Source organism: uncultured Microbacterium sp., from assembly GCF_900078385.1.
Taxonomy (GTDB): domain Bacteria; phylum Actinomycetota; class Actinomycetes; order Actinomycetales; family Microbacteriaceae; genus Microbacterium.
This window is the reverse complement of the sequence record NZ_FLQR01000012.1, coordinates 67092-83277: the sequence shown is the minus strand read 5'-3', so window position 1 is coordinate 83277 and position 16186 is coordinate 67092. Positions and strand designations below refer to the sequence as shown.

22 protein-coding genes and 1 pseudogene are annotated in these 16186 nt (G+C 71.9%); 14 read left to right on the top strand and 9 right to left on the bottom strand.

Features of this window, described 5'->3' with window-relative positions; translation table 11 throughout:
• Positions 1–52 precede the first annotated feature (52 nt).
• The gene (locus tag QZL85_RS14580; RefSeq protein ID WP_295578087.1) at positions 53–697 is read left to right on the top strand and encodes an NAD(P)H-binding protein; all 645 of its coding nucleotides are present in this window, start codon (positions 53–55) and stop codon (positions 695–697) included.
• Positions 698–704: 7 nt separating this feature from the next.
• Here the strand turns inward: QZL85_RS14580 and QZL85_RS14575 are convergent, their stop codons facing one another.
• Positions 705–1004: a hypothetical protein gene (locus QZL85_RS14575; RefSeq protein WP_295578085.1), complete on the bottom strand. Its 300-nt coding sequence runs from the start codon at positions 1002–1004 to the stop codon at positions 705–707.
• A 57-nt stretch (positions 1005–1061) separates the two neighbouring features.
• Between QZL85_RS14575 and QZL85_RS14570 the strand changes: the two genes are divergently transcribed.
• The 5 genes and pseudogenes from QZL85_RS14570 (at position 1062) to QZL85_RS14550 (ending at position 3721) form a co-directional block, all read left to right on the top strand.
• Positions 1062–2009 carry a sulfurtransferase gene (locus QZL85_RS14570; protein ID WP_295578083.1) on the top strand — a complete coding sequence of 316 codons (948 nt, stop codon included), beginning with the start codon at positions 1062–1064 and terminating at the stop codon, positions 2007–2009.
• Positions 2006–2326, top strand: a pseudogene (locus QZL85_RS14565) (DUF3054 domain-containing protein); the annotation flags it as partial. The gene QZL85_RS14570 and the pseudogene QZL85_RS14565, both read left to right, overlap by 4 nt.
• 48 nt (positions 2327–2374) lie before the next feature.
• A complete protein-coding gene (locus QZL85_RS14560) occupies positions 2375–2896 on the top strand; it encodes a GNAT family N-acetyltransferase (protein WP_295578167.1) in 522 nt (173 codons plus the stop codon).
• A 122-nt stretch (positions 2897–3018) separates the two neighbouring features.
• Positions 3019–3471 (top strand): SRPBCC family protein, encoded by a 453-nt coding sequence (locus tag QZL85_RS14555; RefSeq protein WP_295578081.1) that lies wholly within the window; start codon positions 3019–3021, stop codon positions 3469–3471.
• Positions 3472–3481: 10 nt separating this feature from the next.
• A complete protein-coding gene (locus QZL85_RS14550) occupies positions 3482–3721 on the top strand; it encodes a multidrug transporter (RefSeq protein ID WP_295578078.1) in 240 nt (79 codons plus the stop codon).
• Between the two features lie 22 nt (positions 3722–3743).
• On the opposite strand, the gene QZL85_RS14545 is transcribed toward QZL85_RS14550, so the two are convergent.
• Positions 3744–4328 carry a CueP family metal-binding protein gene (locus tag QZL85_RS14545; RefSeq protein ID WP_295578076.1) on the bottom strand — a complete coding sequence of 195 codons (585 nt, stop codon included), beginning with the start codon at positions 4326–4328 and terminating at the stop codon, positions 3744–3746.
• 63 nt (positions 4329–4391) lie between these two features.
• Here QZL85_RS14545 and QZL85_RS14540 point away from each other — a divergent pair, with 63 nt between their 5' ends.
• Complete coding sequence (locus QZL85_RS14540; protein ID WP_295578074.1) at positions 4392–5528, top strand: DNA glycosylase AlkZ-like family protein; 1137 nt, start codon at positions 4392–4394, stop codon at positions 5526–5528.
• Between the two features lie 22 nt (positions 5529–5550).
• Here QZL85_RS14540 and QZL85_RS14535 read toward each other — a convergent pair whose 3' ends face one another.
• Entirely contained in the window at positions 5551–5907 is a 357-nt protein-coding gene (locus QZL85_RS14535; protein ID WP_295578073.1) for an HNH endonuclease, read from the bottom strand.
• 98 nt (positions 5908–6005) lie between these two features.
• Between QZL85_RS14535 and QZL85_RS14530 the strand changes: the two genes are divergently transcribed.
• Both QZL85_RS14530 and QZL85_RS14525 read left to right on the top strand, forming a co-directional pair.
• On the top strand, positions 6006–7280 hold the full coding sequence (locus tag QZL85_RS14530; protein WP_295578071.1) for a M18 family aminopeptidase: 1275 nt from the start codon (positions 6006–6008) through the stop codon (positions 7278–7280).
• Positions 7281–7393: 113 nt separating this feature from the next.
• Complete coding sequence (locus QZL85_RS14525; RefSeq protein WP_295578068.1) at positions 7394–7954, top strand: NYN domain-containing protein; 561 nt, start codon at positions 7394–7396, stop codon at positions 7952–7954.
• Between the two features lie 7 nt (positions 7955–7961).
• Here the strand turns inward: QZL85_RS14525 and QZL85_RS14520 are convergent, their stop codons facing one another.
• Genes QZL85_RS14520 through QZL85_RS14505 form a run of 4 tightly spaced genes read right to left on the bottom strand, consistent with a single transcriptional unit; the run spans position 7962 to position 9786 of the window.
• On the bottom strand, positions 7962–8615 hold the full coding sequence (locus tag QZL85_RS14520; protein WP_295578066.1) for a hypothetical protein: 654 nt from the start codon (positions 8613–8615) through the stop codon (positions 7962–7964).
• Positions 8612–9055, bottom strand: a complete 444-nt coding sequence (locus QZL85_RS14515) for a MarR family winged helix-turn-helix transcriptional regulator (RefSeq protein ID WP_295578063.1) — start codon at positions 9053–9055, stop codon at positions 8612–8614. The genes QZL85_RS14520 and QZL85_RS14515 overlap by 4 nt, the downstream gene beginning before the upstream one ends.
• Before the next feature lie 30 nt (positions 9056–9085).
• The gene (locus tag QZL85_RS14510; protein ID WP_295578061.1) at positions 9086–9304 is read right to left on the bottom strand and encodes a helix-turn-helix transcriptional regulator; all 219 of its coding nucleotides are present in this window, start codon (positions 9302–9304) and stop codon (positions 9086–9088) included.
• Positions 9304–9786, bottom strand: a complete 483-nt coding sequence (locus tag QZL85_RS14505; protein ID WP_295578059.1) for a DUF2975 domain-containing protein — start codon at positions 9784–9786, stop codon at positions 9304–9306. Before QZL85_RS14505 ends, QZL85_RS14510 begins: the two co-directional genes overlap by 1 nt.
• A gap of 138 nt (positions 9787–9924) precedes the next feature.
• On the opposite strand from QZL85_RS14505, the gene QZL85_RS14500 reads away from it, so the two are divergent.
• Positions 9925–10449, top strand: coding sequence for a DUF4395 domain-containing protein (locus QZL85_RS14500; protein WP_295578057.1), 525 nt, complete (start codon positions 9925–9927; stop codon positions 10447–10449).
• A 76-nt stretch (positions 10450–10525) separates the two neighbouring features.
• On the top strand, positions 10526–11479 hold the full coding sequence (locus QZL85_RS14495; RefSeq protein ID WP_295578055.1) for a squalene cyclase: 954 nt from the start codon (positions 10526–10528) through the stop codon (positions 11477–11479).
• A gap of 5 nt (positions 11480–11484) precedes the next feature.
• Here the strand turns inward: QZL85_RS14495 and QZL85_RS14490 are convergent, their stop codons facing one another.
• Positions 11485–12612, bottom strand: coding sequence for a helix-turn-helix transcriptional regulator (locus tag QZL85_RS14490; RefSeq protein WP_295578053.1), 1128 nt, complete (start codon positions 12610–12612; stop codon positions 11485–11487).
• 144 nt (positions 12613–12756) lie between these two features.
• On the opposite strand from QZL85_RS14490, the gene QZL85_RS14485 reads away from it, so the two are divergent.
• Both QZL85_RS14485 and QZL85_RS14480 read left to right on the top strand, forming a co-directional pair.
• Positions 12757–14130: an FAD-binding oxidoreductase gene (locus QZL85_RS14485; protein ID WP_295578051.1), complete on the top strand. Its 1374-nt coding sequence runs from the start codon at positions 12757–12759 to the stop codon at positions 14128–14130.
• A gap of 140 nt (positions 14131–14270) precedes the next feature.
• On the top strand, positions 14271–14774 hold the full coding sequence (locus QZL85_RS14480) for a bifunctional nuclease family protein (protein ID WP_295578049.1): 504 nt from the start codon (positions 14271–14273) through the stop codon (positions 14772–14774).
• Between the two features lie 21 nt (positions 14775–14795).
• Here the strand turns inward: QZL85_RS14480 and QZL85_RS14475 are convergent, their stop codons facing one another.
• Positions 14796–15590, bottom strand: a complete 795-nt coding sequence (locus QZL85_RS14475) for a hypothetical protein (RefSeq protein WP_295578047.1) — start codon at positions 15588–15590, stop codon at positions 14796–14798.
• Positions 15591–15688: 98 nt separating this feature from the next.
• Between QZL85_RS14475 and QZL85_RS14470 the strand changes: the two genes are divergently transcribed.
• On the top strand, positions 15689–16183 hold the full coding sequence (locus tag QZL85_RS14470) for a metallophosphoesterase (RefSeq protein WP_295578045.1): 495 nt from the start codon (positions 15689–15691) through the stop codon (positions 16181–16183).
• Positions 16184–16186: the final 3 nt, after the last annotated feature.

Below are 16186 nucleotides of genomic sequence, written 5' to 3'. Positions count from 1 at the left end.
CTCCGTCGTTTTGCGGCGTAGTCTCGAAGCCCTGACCGGAAGGAGCCTTCACATGGCCCGCATCCTGCTCATCGGCGGACACGGCAAGGTCGCCCTGCTCCTCGAGCCGCTCCTGGCCGCCCGCGGCGATCACGTCACCGCCGTCATCCGCAACGCCGCCCACGAGGCCGACGTCGCGGCGACCGGCGCGACGCCCGTCGTCGCCGACATCGAGACCCTCGACACCGCACAGCTCGCGAACCTCCTGAGCGGCAACGACGCCGTCGTCTGGTCGGCCGGTGCGGGCGGAGGCAGCCCGGAGCGCACCTACGCCGTCGATCGGGATGCCGCGATCCGCAGCATCGACGCGGCCGCCGCCGCGGACGTCCGCCGCTACGTGATGGTGTCGTACTTCGGTGCCGGCCCCGACCACGGCGTGCCGCCGGAGAATGGCTTCTTCGCCTACGCCGAGGCGAAGGCCGCCGCCGACGCGCACCTCCGCGCGAGCGGCCTGGACTGGACGATCGTCGCGCCGAGCGGCCTCACGCTCGACCCGCCGACCGGTCGGATCGACGTGGATGCCGCAGACTCCGGCACGGTCCCGCGCGGCGATGTCGCTGCCGTCGTCGCGGCGGTGCTCGCCGACGACTCCACCGTGCGCCGCACCCTGCGGTTCAACTCCGGCGACGCGCCGATCGCGGACGCGATCCGGGGCTGAGCAAGCGTCAGGGCTTCGGCGCGTGCCGCAGCCCGGTGTCGATGACGATCCGGTTCCCCGTGATGACCCCGGGCCCGTCCGCGGGCACGGGGGACGGCGCGGGCGTGATCTGCTCCGCCTCCCACACGGCCTGAGCCTCGGCGGCCGTCGGCCGCCAGACCTCGTCGAAGCCGATGACGCCGCCGGTCGACCTCGCGACGACCTCACCCCGGCGCCGCCGCCGGCGGGTGTCGGCGGCGTACCAGACGGCGTAGACCAGGAGCGCGACGACCGCTGCTCCCGCCATGAGGCCGCCGACTCCGTCCATGACTCCACGGTAGATCGGATGTCCGCGCGCCGCACCTGCGCTCCCTAGGCTGGAGGGGTGGCATCCGTTCTGAACGTCTCGGCGTATCTCTTCACGCAGATCGACGACCCGGCGGCCCTGCGCCCCATCCTGCGGGAGCGCGCCGAGGCGGCGGGGCTCGCCGGCACGATCATCCTCGCGGAGGAGGGGATCAACCTCTTCCTCGCGGGGGCCGAGGCGGATCTCCGCGGCTTCCTTCGCATGCTGCGCGTCGACGGACGGTTCGCCGCGCTCACGACGAAGGAGAGCTGGTCCGAGGAGCAGCCGTTCCGCCGGATGCTGGTCAAGCACAAGCGCGAGATCATCCGGATGGATCACCCGACCATCCAGCCCGCCGCGGGGCGGGCGCCGGCGGTCGCGCCGGGCACCCTCCGCCGCTGGCTCGATCAGGGCCACGACGACGCGGGCCGGGAGGTCGTGCTGCTCGATACCCGCAACGCGTTCGAGGTCGACTACGGCACCTTCGACGGGGCGCTCGACTGGCGCATCGAGCGCTTCACGCAGTTCCCCGGCGCTGCGCGGGCGCATCGGGCGGAGCTGGCGGACAAGACCGTCGTGAGCTTCTGCACCGGCGGCATCCGCTGCGAGAAGGCCGCCATCCACCTTCGGGAGAGCGGCGTGGATGCGTACCAGCTCGACGGCGGGATCCTCGGCTACTTCGAACACGCCGGTGGCGCGCACTTCCGCGGCGACTGCTTCGTCTTCGACGCCCGCGAGGCTCTGACCCCCGCCCTGACCCCCGTCTCGCCCTCCCCGTCCTCCCCGTCCCCGTCCTCCCCGTCCCCGTCCTCCACCTCTCCGTCCTCCGCGAACCACTATGGGCTCGCCGAACCCACCCAGGATTCGCGCGAATCGAGCAGGGGCTCGGCGAACCCACATGGGTACGTACGTGCGTCGGCGACCGCGGGCCTCGCGCGCACGCCGGAGATCGAAACCCTCGCGGGCGCCGCAGGCGGCCGACGATGAGCCGGCGGGGCATCGCGGGGGCACTCGCGGCGGATGCCGTGCTCGTCACCGCGTTCGCGGCGCTCGGGCGGACGACGCACGGCGAGGATCCGGTCCTCGGGCTCTGGACCACCGCGTGGCCGTTCCTCCTCGCGCTCGCGGTGGGCTGGGCCGTGACCCGCGCGTGGCGCGTACCCGCGGCGCCGGTGCGCGCCGGCATCCCGATCGCGGTCGTGACGGTCGCCGGCGGGATGCTGCTGCGCGCGCTCTCCGGCCAGGGCACCGCGGTCCCGTTCGTCGTCGTCGCCTCGGTCGTCATCCTCGCCGCCCTCGTGTGCTGGCGCCTCATCGCGACCTCCGTGATCCGCAGGCGCTCGGCCCGGCAGGTGTCGCCCGCGGCGGGGGCGGCGCACGCCCGTGACCTCGGCGACGGCGCCGTCCTGCGCGCCGCGCGACCCGGCGACGAGCCCGGCATCCTCGCCCTCATCCACGCGCTCGCCGTCTACGAGCGTGAACCGGATGCCGTCGAGAACACACCCGAGATGATCCACGCGACGCTGTTCGGTCCCGAGCCGCGTGCCTTCGCGCACGTCGTCGAACGCGAGGGCGCCATCGTCGGCATCGCGATCTGGTTCCTGACGTACTCGACCTGGACCGGCACGCACGGCATCTGGCTCGAGGACCTGTACGTCGACGAAGCGCAGCGCGGCCGCGGCTACGGGCGCGCGCTCATGTCGGCGCTGGCTGCCGTGTGCATTGCGCGCGGGTACCGCCGCTTCGAGTGGACCGTGCTCGATTGGAACGAGCCGTCGATCGGCTTCTACCGCTCGATCGGCGCCGAGCCCCTCTCGGAGTGGACGACGCAGCGCCTGACCGGCGCGCCGCTCGAGGCCCTCGCCCGCGCCTGACGCGGCAGAACCCGCCCGCGCGCCATTCACACGGGCGCCCGTGCTTGTCAACCCTCGGGCGTCGCGTCCGACGATCGAGGACACTGGCACTCCCGAGACGCAGAAGCGAAGAGGAGAACCCCATGGCAAGCATCACGAAGACGATCGACGTCGACGTCCCCGTGTCGACGGCGTACAACCAGTGGACGCAGTTCGAATCGTTCCCGCAGTTCCTGAGCTTCGTCGACGCGATCACCCAGATCGACGACACCACGAACCGGTGGACGGTCACGATCGCCGGTGTGCAGCGCGAGTTCACGGCGAAGATCACCGAACAGCACCCCGACGAGCGGGTCGCATGGAACAGCATCGACGGCGATGCCGATCACGCCGGGGTCGTCACGTTCCACAAACTCGACGACACCACGTCGCGCGTGACGGTCCAGCTCGAATGGGAGCCGAAGGGTGTCGCCGAGACGCTCGGGGCGCTCGTCGGCGTCGACGACCACGCCGTGAAGAAGGACCTGGAGAACTTCAAGGAGTTCATCGAAAGCCGTGACACCGAGACCGGCGCCTGGCGCGGCGACGTCTCGTGAGGAGATGGCGATGAGTGAGACCGACGGCATGACCGACGAGGAGAAGCGCCGCGATCAGCTGCTGCGCGCCGCAGGCTCCACGGAGCGCGATGCCGCGCCGCGCATCGAGGTGAGCGAGCACGACGGGCACACGCGCATCGACATCGCGGAGGATGCCGTCGTGCGCCCCGGCCCCGGTCCCGGGGTCGATGACGCCGACGCCGCCGCTGTCGAGAACGCGGCGGCGGGGGAGCCGCCGGACGCGCCCTGACGGATCGCGCTCCCGTCGCCGATCAGCTCAGGCGCAGGCCCGTGAGACAGGTCGGGTCGTCCGCGCCGGTGCTGATCGGCGTCGTGGCGCGTGCGCCGTCGTACGCGACCTCGAGCGTCGCGTCGATGCCGCGGGGCAGCCACACCCCGACGAAGCCGTTGTCGGCGGCCGTCAGCGTCTCGTCGACGAGGGTCGCGCCGGACGCGTCGGTGATGGTCACCTCGATGAGTTCGCCCCCGAGCTCGCCCTGGCAGGTGGTCAGGCTGTGGAAGAAGCAGTCGTGCGTCCCGTCGACGTACGGTGCGAGCGAGAGGTAGAACAGGTCCTCCGGCAGGGCCCGCTCGGTCTCCTCGCCGTCCGCGGTGATCAGCAGGTGATCCGGACGCACGGACACCGTGAAGTCGGTCGGCCGTTCGTCGACGGGGAGCGCTTCGAGGGTGTCGACGACCTCCACGGGCGTCATGTCGGCGAGATCGGACACCGTCACGGTGGTCGGGCGAGGATCCGCGGCGGGGCTGGTATCGGCGGCCGCGCAACCCGCGAGGCCGGTGAGAGCGAGGACGACGGCGAGCAGGCCGGCCATGCGAGCAGGTGCAGAGGTGGTCATGGTGCCACTCCACACCTGTCCCGGGTTCCGCGCGGGCGCTCGGACCGTGAATATGGTCAGACCATGCGGATCTCGCCCGCAGGACGACCGATCGCCGTCGCCGCCTGCGGCTACGCTCGTGGCATGCATCGGCTGACGCGGGACGAGGCGCGTCGCATCGCCGTGCGCGCCCAGTTGCTGGACGCCGATCGCCCGGGCGACGTCGTGGAGGTCGCCGAGCAGATCGGCTCGATCAAGATCGATCCGACGGCCACCATCGCGCCGGCCGAGCAGAGCGTCCTGTGGTCGCGCATCGGCTGGTCGTTCGAGCAGCCGCAGCTGACCAAGGCCGTCGAGACCGACCGCCTGCTCTTCGAGTTCGACGGCGGGTTCCATCCGTCCTCTCTCCTGCCGTTCCTGGTGCCTCGGATGCGGCAGCGGAAGCTCCGCGACAGCACCGTGGAGTGGTTGGAGGCGAATGCCGCGTTCCGCCGCGATGTGATCGCGCGACTGCGCGCCGACGGTCCGCTCCTCGCCGCCGACATCCCCGACACGAGCGCGGTCGCGGCCACGTCGGAGGGCGGCTGGTACGGCTCCAATCAGGTGCCGCGGATGCTGGAGATCCTCATGCTGATCGGCGAGGTGGCCATCGTCGGGCGCGTCGGCCGGTCGCGCCGCTGGGACCTCGCCGCGCGCGTGTACCCCACCGACCTGCCCGACATCTCCTACGAGGAGGCCGGTCATCGCCTCGAGGAGCGCCGACTCCAAGCCGCGGGCATCGCGAAGCGGCGCTCGCCCTGGACACCCGTCGGCGAGGCCGGCGAGGCCGCCGAGGTGGAGGGATGCGCCTGGAAGTGGCGCGTCGACCCGGAGGCCCTCGCTGCGCTGGACACCGACCCGGGCGGTCGGGTCGCCATCCTCAACCCCTACGACGGGATGCTGTTCGACCGCCCGCGCCTGCAGGAGCTCTTCGACTTCGCGTACGTCCTCGAGCAGTTCAAACCGAAGGCGCAGCGTCGCTACGGGTACTTCGCGCACCCCGTCCTCGTCGGCGACCGCTTCCTGGGGCTCCTCGACGCCGAGCTCGACAAGAAGCGCGAGACGCTCGTCGTGAACGCGCTCCATGAGCTCGCCCCCTTCGACGACGAGGAGACCGAGATGGTGCACGCGGAGATCCGCGACCTCGGGGAGTGGCTCGGCGTGCCCGTGGTGGGACTGTAGCCGGAGGGCGCTGCAACGCGGCTCAGTCCGGTGCGTGCGCCGCCCGCAGTGTGGCGGTGACCTCGTACCACCGGAGGAGGAATGCCGGCTCGTCGAGTCGCCGGCGCCGCATCCACGACGTGACCTCGTCGTTGCTCTTGCTCGCATTGCAGGAGCGGCATGCCGGCACGACGTTGTCCACCGTGTAGCGGCCGCCGCGCGAGATGGGCAGCACGCAGTCGCGCTGCAGCGCGACGCCGTCGGCGCCGCAGTACGCGCACCGGGTCCACGCGTCCAGGATGGTGAACCACTGGGCGTCGGTGAGGTCGCTCCCGCTCGCGGCGACCCGCTTCGCGCGCCGACGTGCGGCGCGGGCGCGGCGGGTCTGCGGGGCGGGCATGACACGACGGTACCCGTGGGCGGGTCGTGCCCCGCGGAGGGCGACCCGCCCGGCGCGGCATACGATCGAAGGACCGCCCGCCCATCAGGAGGTCCACTGTGCCCGCCGACGCGCTCGCCCACGCCGACGATCTGGCCGCGTTCATCGCCGCGTCGCCGTCGAGCCACCATGCCGCCGCCCACGTGGCCGACCGGCTCGTCGACGCCGGGTTCACGCGGCTCGCCGAGGACGAGCGGTGGAGTTCGCCCGTCGGAGGGCGGTTCGTCGTCGTCCGCGACGGTGCCGTCATCGCCTGGGTGGTACCGGAGGGCGCGTCCGCGGCCACCGGGGTGCGCGTCTTCGGCGCGCACAGCGACTCACCCGGATTCAAGCTGAAGCCCAAGCCCACCACGGGCCGGCTCGGCTGGCTGCAGGCGGCCGTCGAGATCTACGGCGGCCCGCTGCTGAACTCGTGGCTCGACCGCGAGCTGCGTCTCGCCGGGCGCCTCGTCCTGGACGACGGGACCGCGGTCCTCGCCGCGACGGGGCCGCTCCTGCGCCTCCCGCAGCTCGCGATCCACCTCGACCGCGAGGTGAACGACCACCTCGCGCTCGACAAGCAGTCCCAGACGCAGCCGGTGTGGGGGCTCGGCGAGGCGGACTCCGCGGATCTCCTGGGCGAGGTCGCCCGCGCCGCCGGGGTGGATGCCGCGCGGATCCGCGGCTACGACCTCGTCACCGCGGATGCCGCCCCCGGCCAGACGTTCGGTCACGACGACGTGTTCTTCGCCGCGGGCCGCCTCGACGATCTGGCCTCCGTGCACGCCGGTGTCGTCGCCCTCGAGAAGACGGGGCTCGATGCCGACCACATCGCGATGCTCGCGGTGTTCGACCACGAGGAGGTCGGGTCGGGCACCCGCTCGGGCGCTGCCGGCCCGTTCCTCTCCGACGTGCTCGAGCGCATCTGGCTCTCGCTCGGCGCCGACCGCGAGCAGCAGCTGCGTTCCCTCGCGGCGAGCTGGTGCGTATCGAGCGATGTCGGCCACGCCGTGCACCCCAACTACGCCGAGCGCCACGATCCCATCGTGCAGCCCCGGCTCGGGAGCGGGCCGATCCTCAAGATCAACGCGAACCAGCGTTATGCGACGGATGGGGTCGGCGCCGCGGCGTGGAGCGCCTGGTGCGCCGACGCCGGTGTCGCGAGCCAGGAGTTCGTGTCGAACAACGCCGTGCCCTGCGGTTCGACGATCGGCCCCATCACGGCGACGCGCCTCGGCATGCGCACCGTGGACGTCGGCATCCCGATCCTGTCGATGCACTCCGCGCGCGAGCTCGCCGGGGTCAGTGACCTCTGGGATCTGACCCGCGTCGCCGAGACGTTCTTCCGCGGCTGACCGGCATCCGCCCGGCCGCGTCCCGGCATCCGCCAGCCACCCCCGCCGCGATCGGGCGTGCCGCCGCGCCATAGGATGAGGCGAGCGCGCGGCCGCGCTCGGGAGAGGACACCGTGCACGAGACGGACCGTACGACCTGGGTGCTGATCGACGGCGAGAACATCGACGCGACGCTGGGCAACTCGATCCTCGGCCGTCGGCCGCAGCCGGAGGAACGGCCCCGGTGGGACCGGATCCTGTCGTTCGTCGCCGGCCGCTGGAACCAGCAGGCCCGCGGCCTGTTCTTCCTGAACGCCTCGACCAGTCTGCCGATGCCGTTCGTCCAGGCCCTGCTGGCGATGAACTACCAGCCGGTGCCGCTGTCCGGCAATGCCGACGAGAAGGTCGTCGACATCGCCATCCAGCGGACGCTCCAGGCGCTCCGCGAGCGGGGTGACGACGTCGTGCTCGTCAGCCACGACCGCGACTTCGTCGAGGATGTCTCGGCGCTCATCGACGGCTCGCGCCGTGTCGGGCTGCTGGCGTTCGAGGAGTTCCGGAGTTCGGAGTTCGCCGGCCTCCCGGGCCTGCAGTTCTTCGACCTGGAGTTCGATGTGCAGGCGTTCGATGCGCAGCTGCCGCGGGTCCGTGTCATCCCGATCTCCGAGTTCGACCCCGCCCAGTTCCTGCGCTGAACCCGCTTCACGGGATGTGGCGGCGCACCGCCTCGAGGAAGCCCTCCACGTCGTCCGTCCACAGGCGCACCACCTCGACATGGTGCGTGCCGCCCTTGGGCGTCGTTCCGGGCAGGCGCACCGCGGTCGGACGCTCCAGCACGATCTCGACGTTCGTCTCGTCCTGCATGCGCAGGGCGAGAGTCGGGATGCCGTGCGACGGCGTGATCCGCGGGCTCTTCGGCTCGTCGACCGTGCGCCGGCGCGCGACGGAGGCGATGTCGTCCCAGGAGAGCGGGATGTCGATCTCCAGGCCCTCCCGCACCACGATGCCCGCGGGCCCGACCGTGTGCGGCCGGACGAGGAACGCGCAGAGCAGGCCGATCATCCAGGTGAGGCCCCAGATCCCGAGCACGAGGAGGGCGATGCGGATGGCCGGCCAGCGGTGCACGATGAGGTCGAGGATGGGGATCTCGATCGCCGAGAGGGCGATGAAGATGACCAGGATCGTCAGGACCGGGCGGTGGTACCCGAAGCCGCTCGCACCGGCGGCGACGGCGGGGCGTCGGACGACGGCGCGGGCGATGCTCGTGTAGATGCGCAGCTCGACCCGCAGGGCGCGCATCGCGAAGGCGCCCGCCCGGGCGAGGCGGGACGGCCGGGTGGCGACGGCGGAGGTCACCGCGCGTCCTGTGCTGCCATGAGCTGCTGCAGGCGCTCGGCGATGGCGTCCAGGCCGCGGTCGAGCGCCGCCCGATCGGCAGGGGCGACGGACGCACGGAGCGCGCCGCTCAGCTCCTCGTGCTCGGCGGCGGTGCGACGCATCAGTTCGGCGCCCTCCTCGGTCAGCTGCACGACGTGGGCCCTGCGGTCCGTCGCGTGCGCCGTGCGCCGGACGTGGCCGGACGCTTCGAGGGAGTCGATGTGTGCGCTGACGGTGCGCGGTGTGAGCGCCAGCTCTGCGGCGATCGCCTGCTGCGTCTGCGGCCCGCCGTGGTGCACGACCCACAGGACCGCCATGCGCGCCTCGGTGAGATCCGTCCCTGCGAAGGCCCGCGTCATGTCGCGCTGGAACAGGTGGGAGACCAGGAGCAGGCGATCGAGGAGGAGCGGTGAGGGCATGTTGTTACATTACCTCATGATTACATGACCTCAGTTGACGTCGGTCTCCGTGCGATAGCGCAGGATGTCGCCCGGTTGGCACTCCAGCACGCGGCAGATCGCGTCGAGCGTCGTGAACCGCACCGCCTTCGCGCGTCCGTTCTTGAGTACGGCGACGTTGGCCGGGCTGATCCCGACGGCGTCGGCGAACTCCGCGACCGACATCTTCCGCTGCGCCAGAAGCACGTCGATGTCGACGATGATCGCCATCAGACCACCTCCGCCAGCTCGGAGCGCAGCCCCGTCGCGCTGCGGAGGAGGCCGCGCATGACGATCATCAGCAGGACGAACGCCGCCGCGCAGATCACCCCGCCGAGAGCGAAGGCCGTCAGGCCGGGGGCATCCAGGGGCGGCTCCACGACGAGCGCGACGTGCAGCGCGAGCGCCAAGAGCGTCGCGGTCGCCGTGATGCCGGCGGCGAGGATGACATCCACCCACCGGTGTGCGCTCTCGCTGAAGATCGCGTCGCGCCGCACCATCGACAGCAGCGCCCAGATCGCGACGAGGACGGCCTGACCGCACGCGATCGCGAGGATGCCGCAGAACGCGTACGGCAGGGCGATCTCCGGGCGCTCCGCATCCGACGCGAGCCCGCGCGCGATGAACGGGACGATGCGGATCTGCGCGAACAGGCCCGCGAGCGCGATGACGACGATGAGTGTGCGGAGGGCGGCGATCACAAGGCGAGTCATCTCTCGATTATCGATAGATAGAGATCGAATATCAATAGCGGGTCTCGGTGGTGCTACGTCGTGTGACGGCCGCCACCCGACCCTCGGGTCGACGGTCCTACGCTCGCGGAACACCCATCGACAGGAAGGCTGCCGACGTTGGCTCAGCAGAACAGCGCATCCCGCCTCGCGGGCATCGACCCGCGCGGCCCGCGATTCGCTGCCGGGATCACCGCGGCGCTCGTCCTCTTGGGCACGTTCCTCGCGCTCCTCGGCCCCGCTGTGCGCACCGGCACGACGCTGACCGAGCGGATCACGGACCCGGGGTTCCTCGTCCTCCTCCTCGTCGACCTCCTGTTCGTCTGGGGCTTCGCTTCGCCGCGCACCGCTCCCTGGGGTGCGCTGTTCCGCGCCGCCGTCCGCCCGCGGCTGGCGCCGCCGAGCGAGCTCGAGGACCCGCGACCGCCGCGCTTCGCCCAGATCGTCGGATTCGTCGTCGTGACGATCGGGATCGTCCTGCACCTCGTCGGCGTGCCGTGGGCCCTGCCCATCGCGGGCGCCGCCGCCTTCGTCGCGGCGTTCCTCAACGCGGCGTTCGCGTTCTGCCTCGGCTGCCAGCTCTACGTCCTGCTCCTCCGCGCCGGTCTCATCCGCACGCGGGGCGGCGCGCTCGTCGGCGTCTGACGCGGCACATCGGGCGCGACGTCCCGCTGCCGCAACCCCCTGTCGCGGTGTCGGACCCGCCGTCTAGCCTGCCCAGATGACCGACACCGTCGTCCTGGACTGGCTGCTCGACTCCGATCCCACCCTGCGCTGGCAGGTGCAGCGCGATCTCGCCGCAGAGCCCGAGCACGTGTGGGAGGAGACGCGGGGGCGCATCGCGACCGAGGGGGACGGGGCCGCGCTCCTGAGTCATCAGGATGCGGACGGGCAATGGGGCGGCGGCGCCTACTTCCCGTCCGACGCGACCCCCGATGAGGAGGGGCAGCCCTGGACGGCCACGACGTGGAGTCTCACGACGCTGCGTGAGTGGGGTCTCGACCCGGCCGTCCTGGCCGGGACGGCGGAGAAGCTCGCTGCGAACTCGCGGTGGGAGTACGACGACCTCCCGTACTGGAGCGGTGAGGTGGACGTGTGCATCAACGCGATGACCCTCGCGAACGGCGCATGGCTCGGCGCCGACGTGTCGACCATCGCCGCGTGGTTGCCGGAGCACCGCCTGAGCGACGGGGGCTGGGACTGCGAATGGGTCGAGGGATCGACGCGGTCCTCGTTCCACTCCACGATCAATGCCCTGCGCGGCATCCTCGCCTACGAGAAGCTCACCGGCGGAACACCCGAGCTGCGCGACGCGCGACACGGTGGCGAGGAATACCTGCTCGAGCGGCGGCTGCGCTACCGGCTCTCCACGGGGGAGCAGGTGGGGCCGTGGACCGATCGGATCGTCTACCCGTACCGCTGGCCCTTCACGGCGCTGAAGGCGATCGACTACTTCACGGAGGCGGCCGAGCACGACGGCGTGCGCCCGGACGCCCGCATCGGCGAGACGGTCGAACGGGTGCGCGCCGCACGCCAGGACGATGGGCGCTGGCTGCAGGGGCATCTGTATCCGGGGCGGGTCTGGTTCCCGCTCGATGTCGAGCCCGGCGAACCGTCCCGGTGGGTCACCTTCCTCGCGCAGCGCGCGCTGAACCGCTGGGATGCCGCGCGCTGACCTGATCAGAGCAGCGGTGCGCCGTCCGTTCCGAGCGGCGCGCCGATCCGCGTCGCGTACTGGTCGAAGTAGACGCGGGCGACGAGCTCGCGGCGACTGGCGACGCCGGCCTTGTCGAAGATCGACTTGAGGTGGTCCTGCACGGTGTACGGCGACACGTGCAGGGCAGCCGCGATCTCCCGCGTGTCTGCGCCGGTCAGCAGCACCTCGACGACGTCGCGCTCCCGCATCGTGAGGCCGAATGCCGCGGCGACGAGGTCGATGACCTCTTGAGGGCGTGCCTCCTCGATCGTCACGACGACGTCGCCGGCGCGATCGCCCGCGCCCCCGAGGGGGGCGGCGTGCAGCACGATCCAGACGCCGTCGGCCGTGCGGGCACGCACGCGCGGCATCCGATCGGCTTCGCCGCGCGCGAACCGCCGTGCGCCGGCGACCAGGGCCTGCACGATGAGAAGGGGATCCGCGGCGTTCGGCACCTCTGTCATGCGCCGGAGGTGCTCCTGCGCCCCCGGGCTCGATTGCGCGATGCGGTCGTGCGCGTCCACGACGATGACGGCGGGACCCCTGTTCGCGTGCGGTGCGGTCGTGTGCATCTGGGTGAGCAGCCCGGCGCGGATGCCGCGGGTCAGCGCGGGCGCGACGGTCTCGAGGAAGCTCAGCTCCTCGGCGCTGAAGGCGGGGTCGTCCCCGCCGCGGAAGACGCTGAGGCTGCCCCATGCGCCGCCGCGGTCGCTGAGCAGGACGCGGGCCTCGTCGTGGTAGTCGAAGCGGGGGAGCAGGAGATCCGACATGCGGACCGACCGCTCGACATCACCGGACGTCTCGTGCGCCACGCCGACGGCGATGCGGCCGGTCGCGAGCATCGCGGTGAACGCGGTGGGATCGTCGCCGCCGTACTCGATCTGCGCCCAGTGCACGTCGGACTCGTTGCGGCCGCGGATGTCGCCGAGCTTGAGCGTGCTCGAGATCATCGCGGTCGCGGGGTCGACGGTGGAGAAGCATCCGGCGATGAACGGGACGACTGCGGCCATCGCCGCCGCCGCCTCGTCCATGAACCGGAGCAGCGGAAGCCCGGCGCGCGAGATGACATCGAGGTCGCTGCGCGCGCGACCTACCACCACCCCCGAGGCCATGGAGGAAAGTGTGGCCCCGATCTCGCGGTTTCGCCATCCCAGGAATCTGGGAGGGCGCAAGACCCCCTCGATCTGGGATGGTGAGGCCACCGATCCGGCGGGCAGACTTCCGACGCCCCATCCCACGACGATTCGGACTTCCGCATGACTTTCTCCGACCTCACCACCGACACCCGCGCCCAGCAGCTTCGCGACGCGCTGGGCGACCGCGTGATCCTCGCCGGTGACCCCGGCTTCGACGAGGCGCGCCTGCCGTGGAACGTCGCCGTCGACCAGCATCCCTTCGCCGTCGTCCGCCCCGAGTCCGCGGAGGACGTCGTCGACGCCGTGCGCGCGGCGGTGGCGGCCGGCCTGCGCGTCGCGCCGCAGTCGACCGGGCATGCGGCGGGCGCCCTCGCGGACACCGACCTGTCCGGCGCCGTCCTCGTCAGCCTGGCGCGCCTGCGCGGAGCGACCGTCGACCGCCTCGCCCGGACGGCGCGCGTGCTCGGCGGGTCGCAGTGGAACGACGTGATCGCCGCCGCCGCGCCGCACGGCCTCACCGCGATGCACGGGAGCGCCGGGGACGTCTCGGTCGTCGGGTACGCGCTCAGCGGCGGGCTCTCGTTCTACGGGCGCGCGCTCGGAATGGCCGTCAACACCGTGCGGGAGGTGCAGCTGGTGACCGCCGACGGCGCCCTGCTGCGGGCGAGCGTCGACGAGAATCCCGACCTGTTCTGGGCGGTGCGCGGCGGCAGCGGCGCGTTCGGCGTCATCGTCTCGCTGGAGATCGATCTGCTTCCGTACGCCGACATCTACGCCGGGATGCTGCTGTGGGACGCCGTGCATGCGCCGGCCGTGGCGCACGCCTGGGCGCGGTGGAGCGCCGCCGCGCCGGAGAGCGCGACCACGACGCTGCGGGTGCTGCACATCCCGCCGCTCCCGGACTTCCCGCCGTTCCTGTCCGGACGGTCCCTGGTCGTGATCGACGGGGCGATTCTCGAGACGGATGCCGTCGCCGCGGAGGTCCTCGCACCGCTGCGCGCCATGCAGCCCGAGATGGACACCTTCGCGCGCATTCCATCCGCGGGGCTCATCGCCGTGCACATGGATCCGCCCGAACCGACGCCCGCGATCACGGCGCACGCGGTACTCGAGGCGCTCCCCGCCGACGCGGTCGACGCCTTTCTGGCGGCGGCCGGATCGCCGGGGCTCTTCGTCGCCGAGCTGCGCCACATCGGCGGGGCGTTCGCGCGTCCGCGCCCGGACGGGGGCGCGATCTCGGCCATCGCCGGCGAGTACATCGTCCACGGCATCGCCGTCGCGCCCGTGCCGGAAGCCGTCGGGCCTGCGACGGCGGCCGTGCAGGGGACGGTCGACGCGCTCAGCCTGTGGCACGGGGACGCGCTCGCGCTGACCTTCATCGACAGTGCGGGGGTCGCTCGCGCGGCTGGATTCGGGGGCTCGGGGGAGCGCCTGCGCGAGCTCAAGCACCGCTACGACCCGGCGGGCGTCTTCGCCGCCGCGCATCCGGTCTGAGCACGACTTCGCCGGGTGGGGCCCGGCGACAGCGGAACGGGGCGGGAGGGCGGGGGGTTCCTCCCGCCCCGGGTACGCAATCCGGGTCACGTGCCTACGATGGAAGCAGCGCCAACGGCATCCGTCGAGGGGAGAGGCCCATGGTCCAGGTGAGAGTGGCCGGGGTCGCCTTGGATGCCGCGGGACAGCACGTCATCCTGCTGAAGCCCCTGGATTCGCTGCCCGGCGAGGGGCGCATCCTGCCGATCTGGATCGGTGCGCAGGAGGCGACCTCCATCCTCATCGCCGTCGAGGGCGCGATCCCTCCGCGTCCCCTCGCGCACGACCTCATGCGGTCGCTCCTGGACGAGCTCGGCGCCACCGTGGACCGCGTCGAGGTGACGCGGATCGAGGAGGGCACGTTCTACGCCGAGGTGACGCTCACCTCTGCCGCCGGCATCCACCTCGTCGATGCGCGCCCGTCGGACGCCATCGCGCTGGCGTCGCGGGCGGCGGCTCCGATCTGGGTCGCCGACGATGTGCTCGCCGAGGCCGGCGTCATCGACGTCGTCACGGACGATGAGACGGAGGGCGACCCCGAGGAGAACCTCGAGGAGTTCAAGGAGTTCCTCGAGCACGTCGACCCCGAGGATTTCCGGGAGTGAACACTCCCGCGTGACGGGCGCTCAGCCGACGGGCGTGATCTCGACGGGTTCCCCGAGGTCGTAGTAGTGCTGGGTGATCGTGCTCGACGAGCCGAAGAAGGACGCGGTGCCCTCGGAGCCCACCGGCGTCCAGTCCTCGGCGAGCCAGACGACGTACTGCTGCACCGGCAGGTCGTACCAGTCGAAGGGCGCATCGCTCGTGATGCGGGTCGCGGCGACGGTGTCGCCGTTCGCCAGCGTGATCGACTCCTGCGCCGACGCGACGGTCCAGGTGGGGCTTGCCGCGATGAGGTCGCCCGCGAACGAGGGGTCGGAGAAGACGCGGTACAGCTCTCCGGCGACGCCCGCCATCTGCTCCTCGGGGTCGGACGATGCGGTGTCGCCCTTGACCGGACCCTCTCCGCTGTCGATCCAGACGGTGCCGTCGAGGAAGGTGATCTCGATGGGGCCGTCGCCGGTTTCGAGCGACCCCTGGAACTCGAAGTCCGGCGCGTAGCGGAACTCGATCTCGCCGCCGAGCTCCTCGCCGCTGATCGTCTCGCGCCCCGTGCCGTAGCTGGAGAGCGCCTTCTGCATGCACGCACCCAGCGCCTCGCCGGCCACGGCCGCGCCGGGGCTGACGTCGATGCCGGTGCACTCCTCGGGCGCCGTCCAGCCGGCGGGCTCCGGCGTCGGTGTCGCGGACGCCGTCGGGGAAGCGCTCGCCGTCGGCGCCGCGTCGGGGGTCTCCGACTCCGATGCGGCGGGGGCTCCGGAACAGCCGGCGAGGACGAGCATGGCGAGGGCGGTCAGCGCGAAGCCGGCGGTCTTGGTCACGGCTCGACGCTACCAAAGCGCGTCGGGCGCCCCCTGCGAGATATCCGGACCCTGTCTTCGGCTCGACAGGCGTGCGCGGCGGCCCCCAGAATCGTCGGATGGCGACGAGACTGCTCCTCCTCTCCGACACGCACATCCCGGGTCGAGCGCGCGGGCTTCCGGCCGCCGTGCTGCGGGCCGCGGATGACGCGGACCTCATCGTCCACGCGGGCGATTGGGTAGCGGCGTCGGTCCTGGATGATCTGGCGGGGCACGGCGACGTGCTCGGCGTCTTCGGCAACAACGACGGACCCGATCTGCGGGCACGCCTTCCCGAGGTCGCGCGCCGGGAGGTCGACGGCGTGCGGTTCGCCGTCGTCCACGAGACCGGCCAGGCGCGGAAGCGCGAGGAGCGGATGGACGCCGAGTACTCGGAGGTCGACGTGCTGGTGTTCGGACACAGCCACATCCCGTGGGACACGACCACCCCGGGCGGGATCCGCCTGCTCAACCCCGGATCGCCGACCGATCGGCGGCGGCAGCCCCACCACACGATGATGACGGTGGTCGTCGACGACGGCATCCTGCGGGACGTCGAACTGCGGACGCTCTGACGT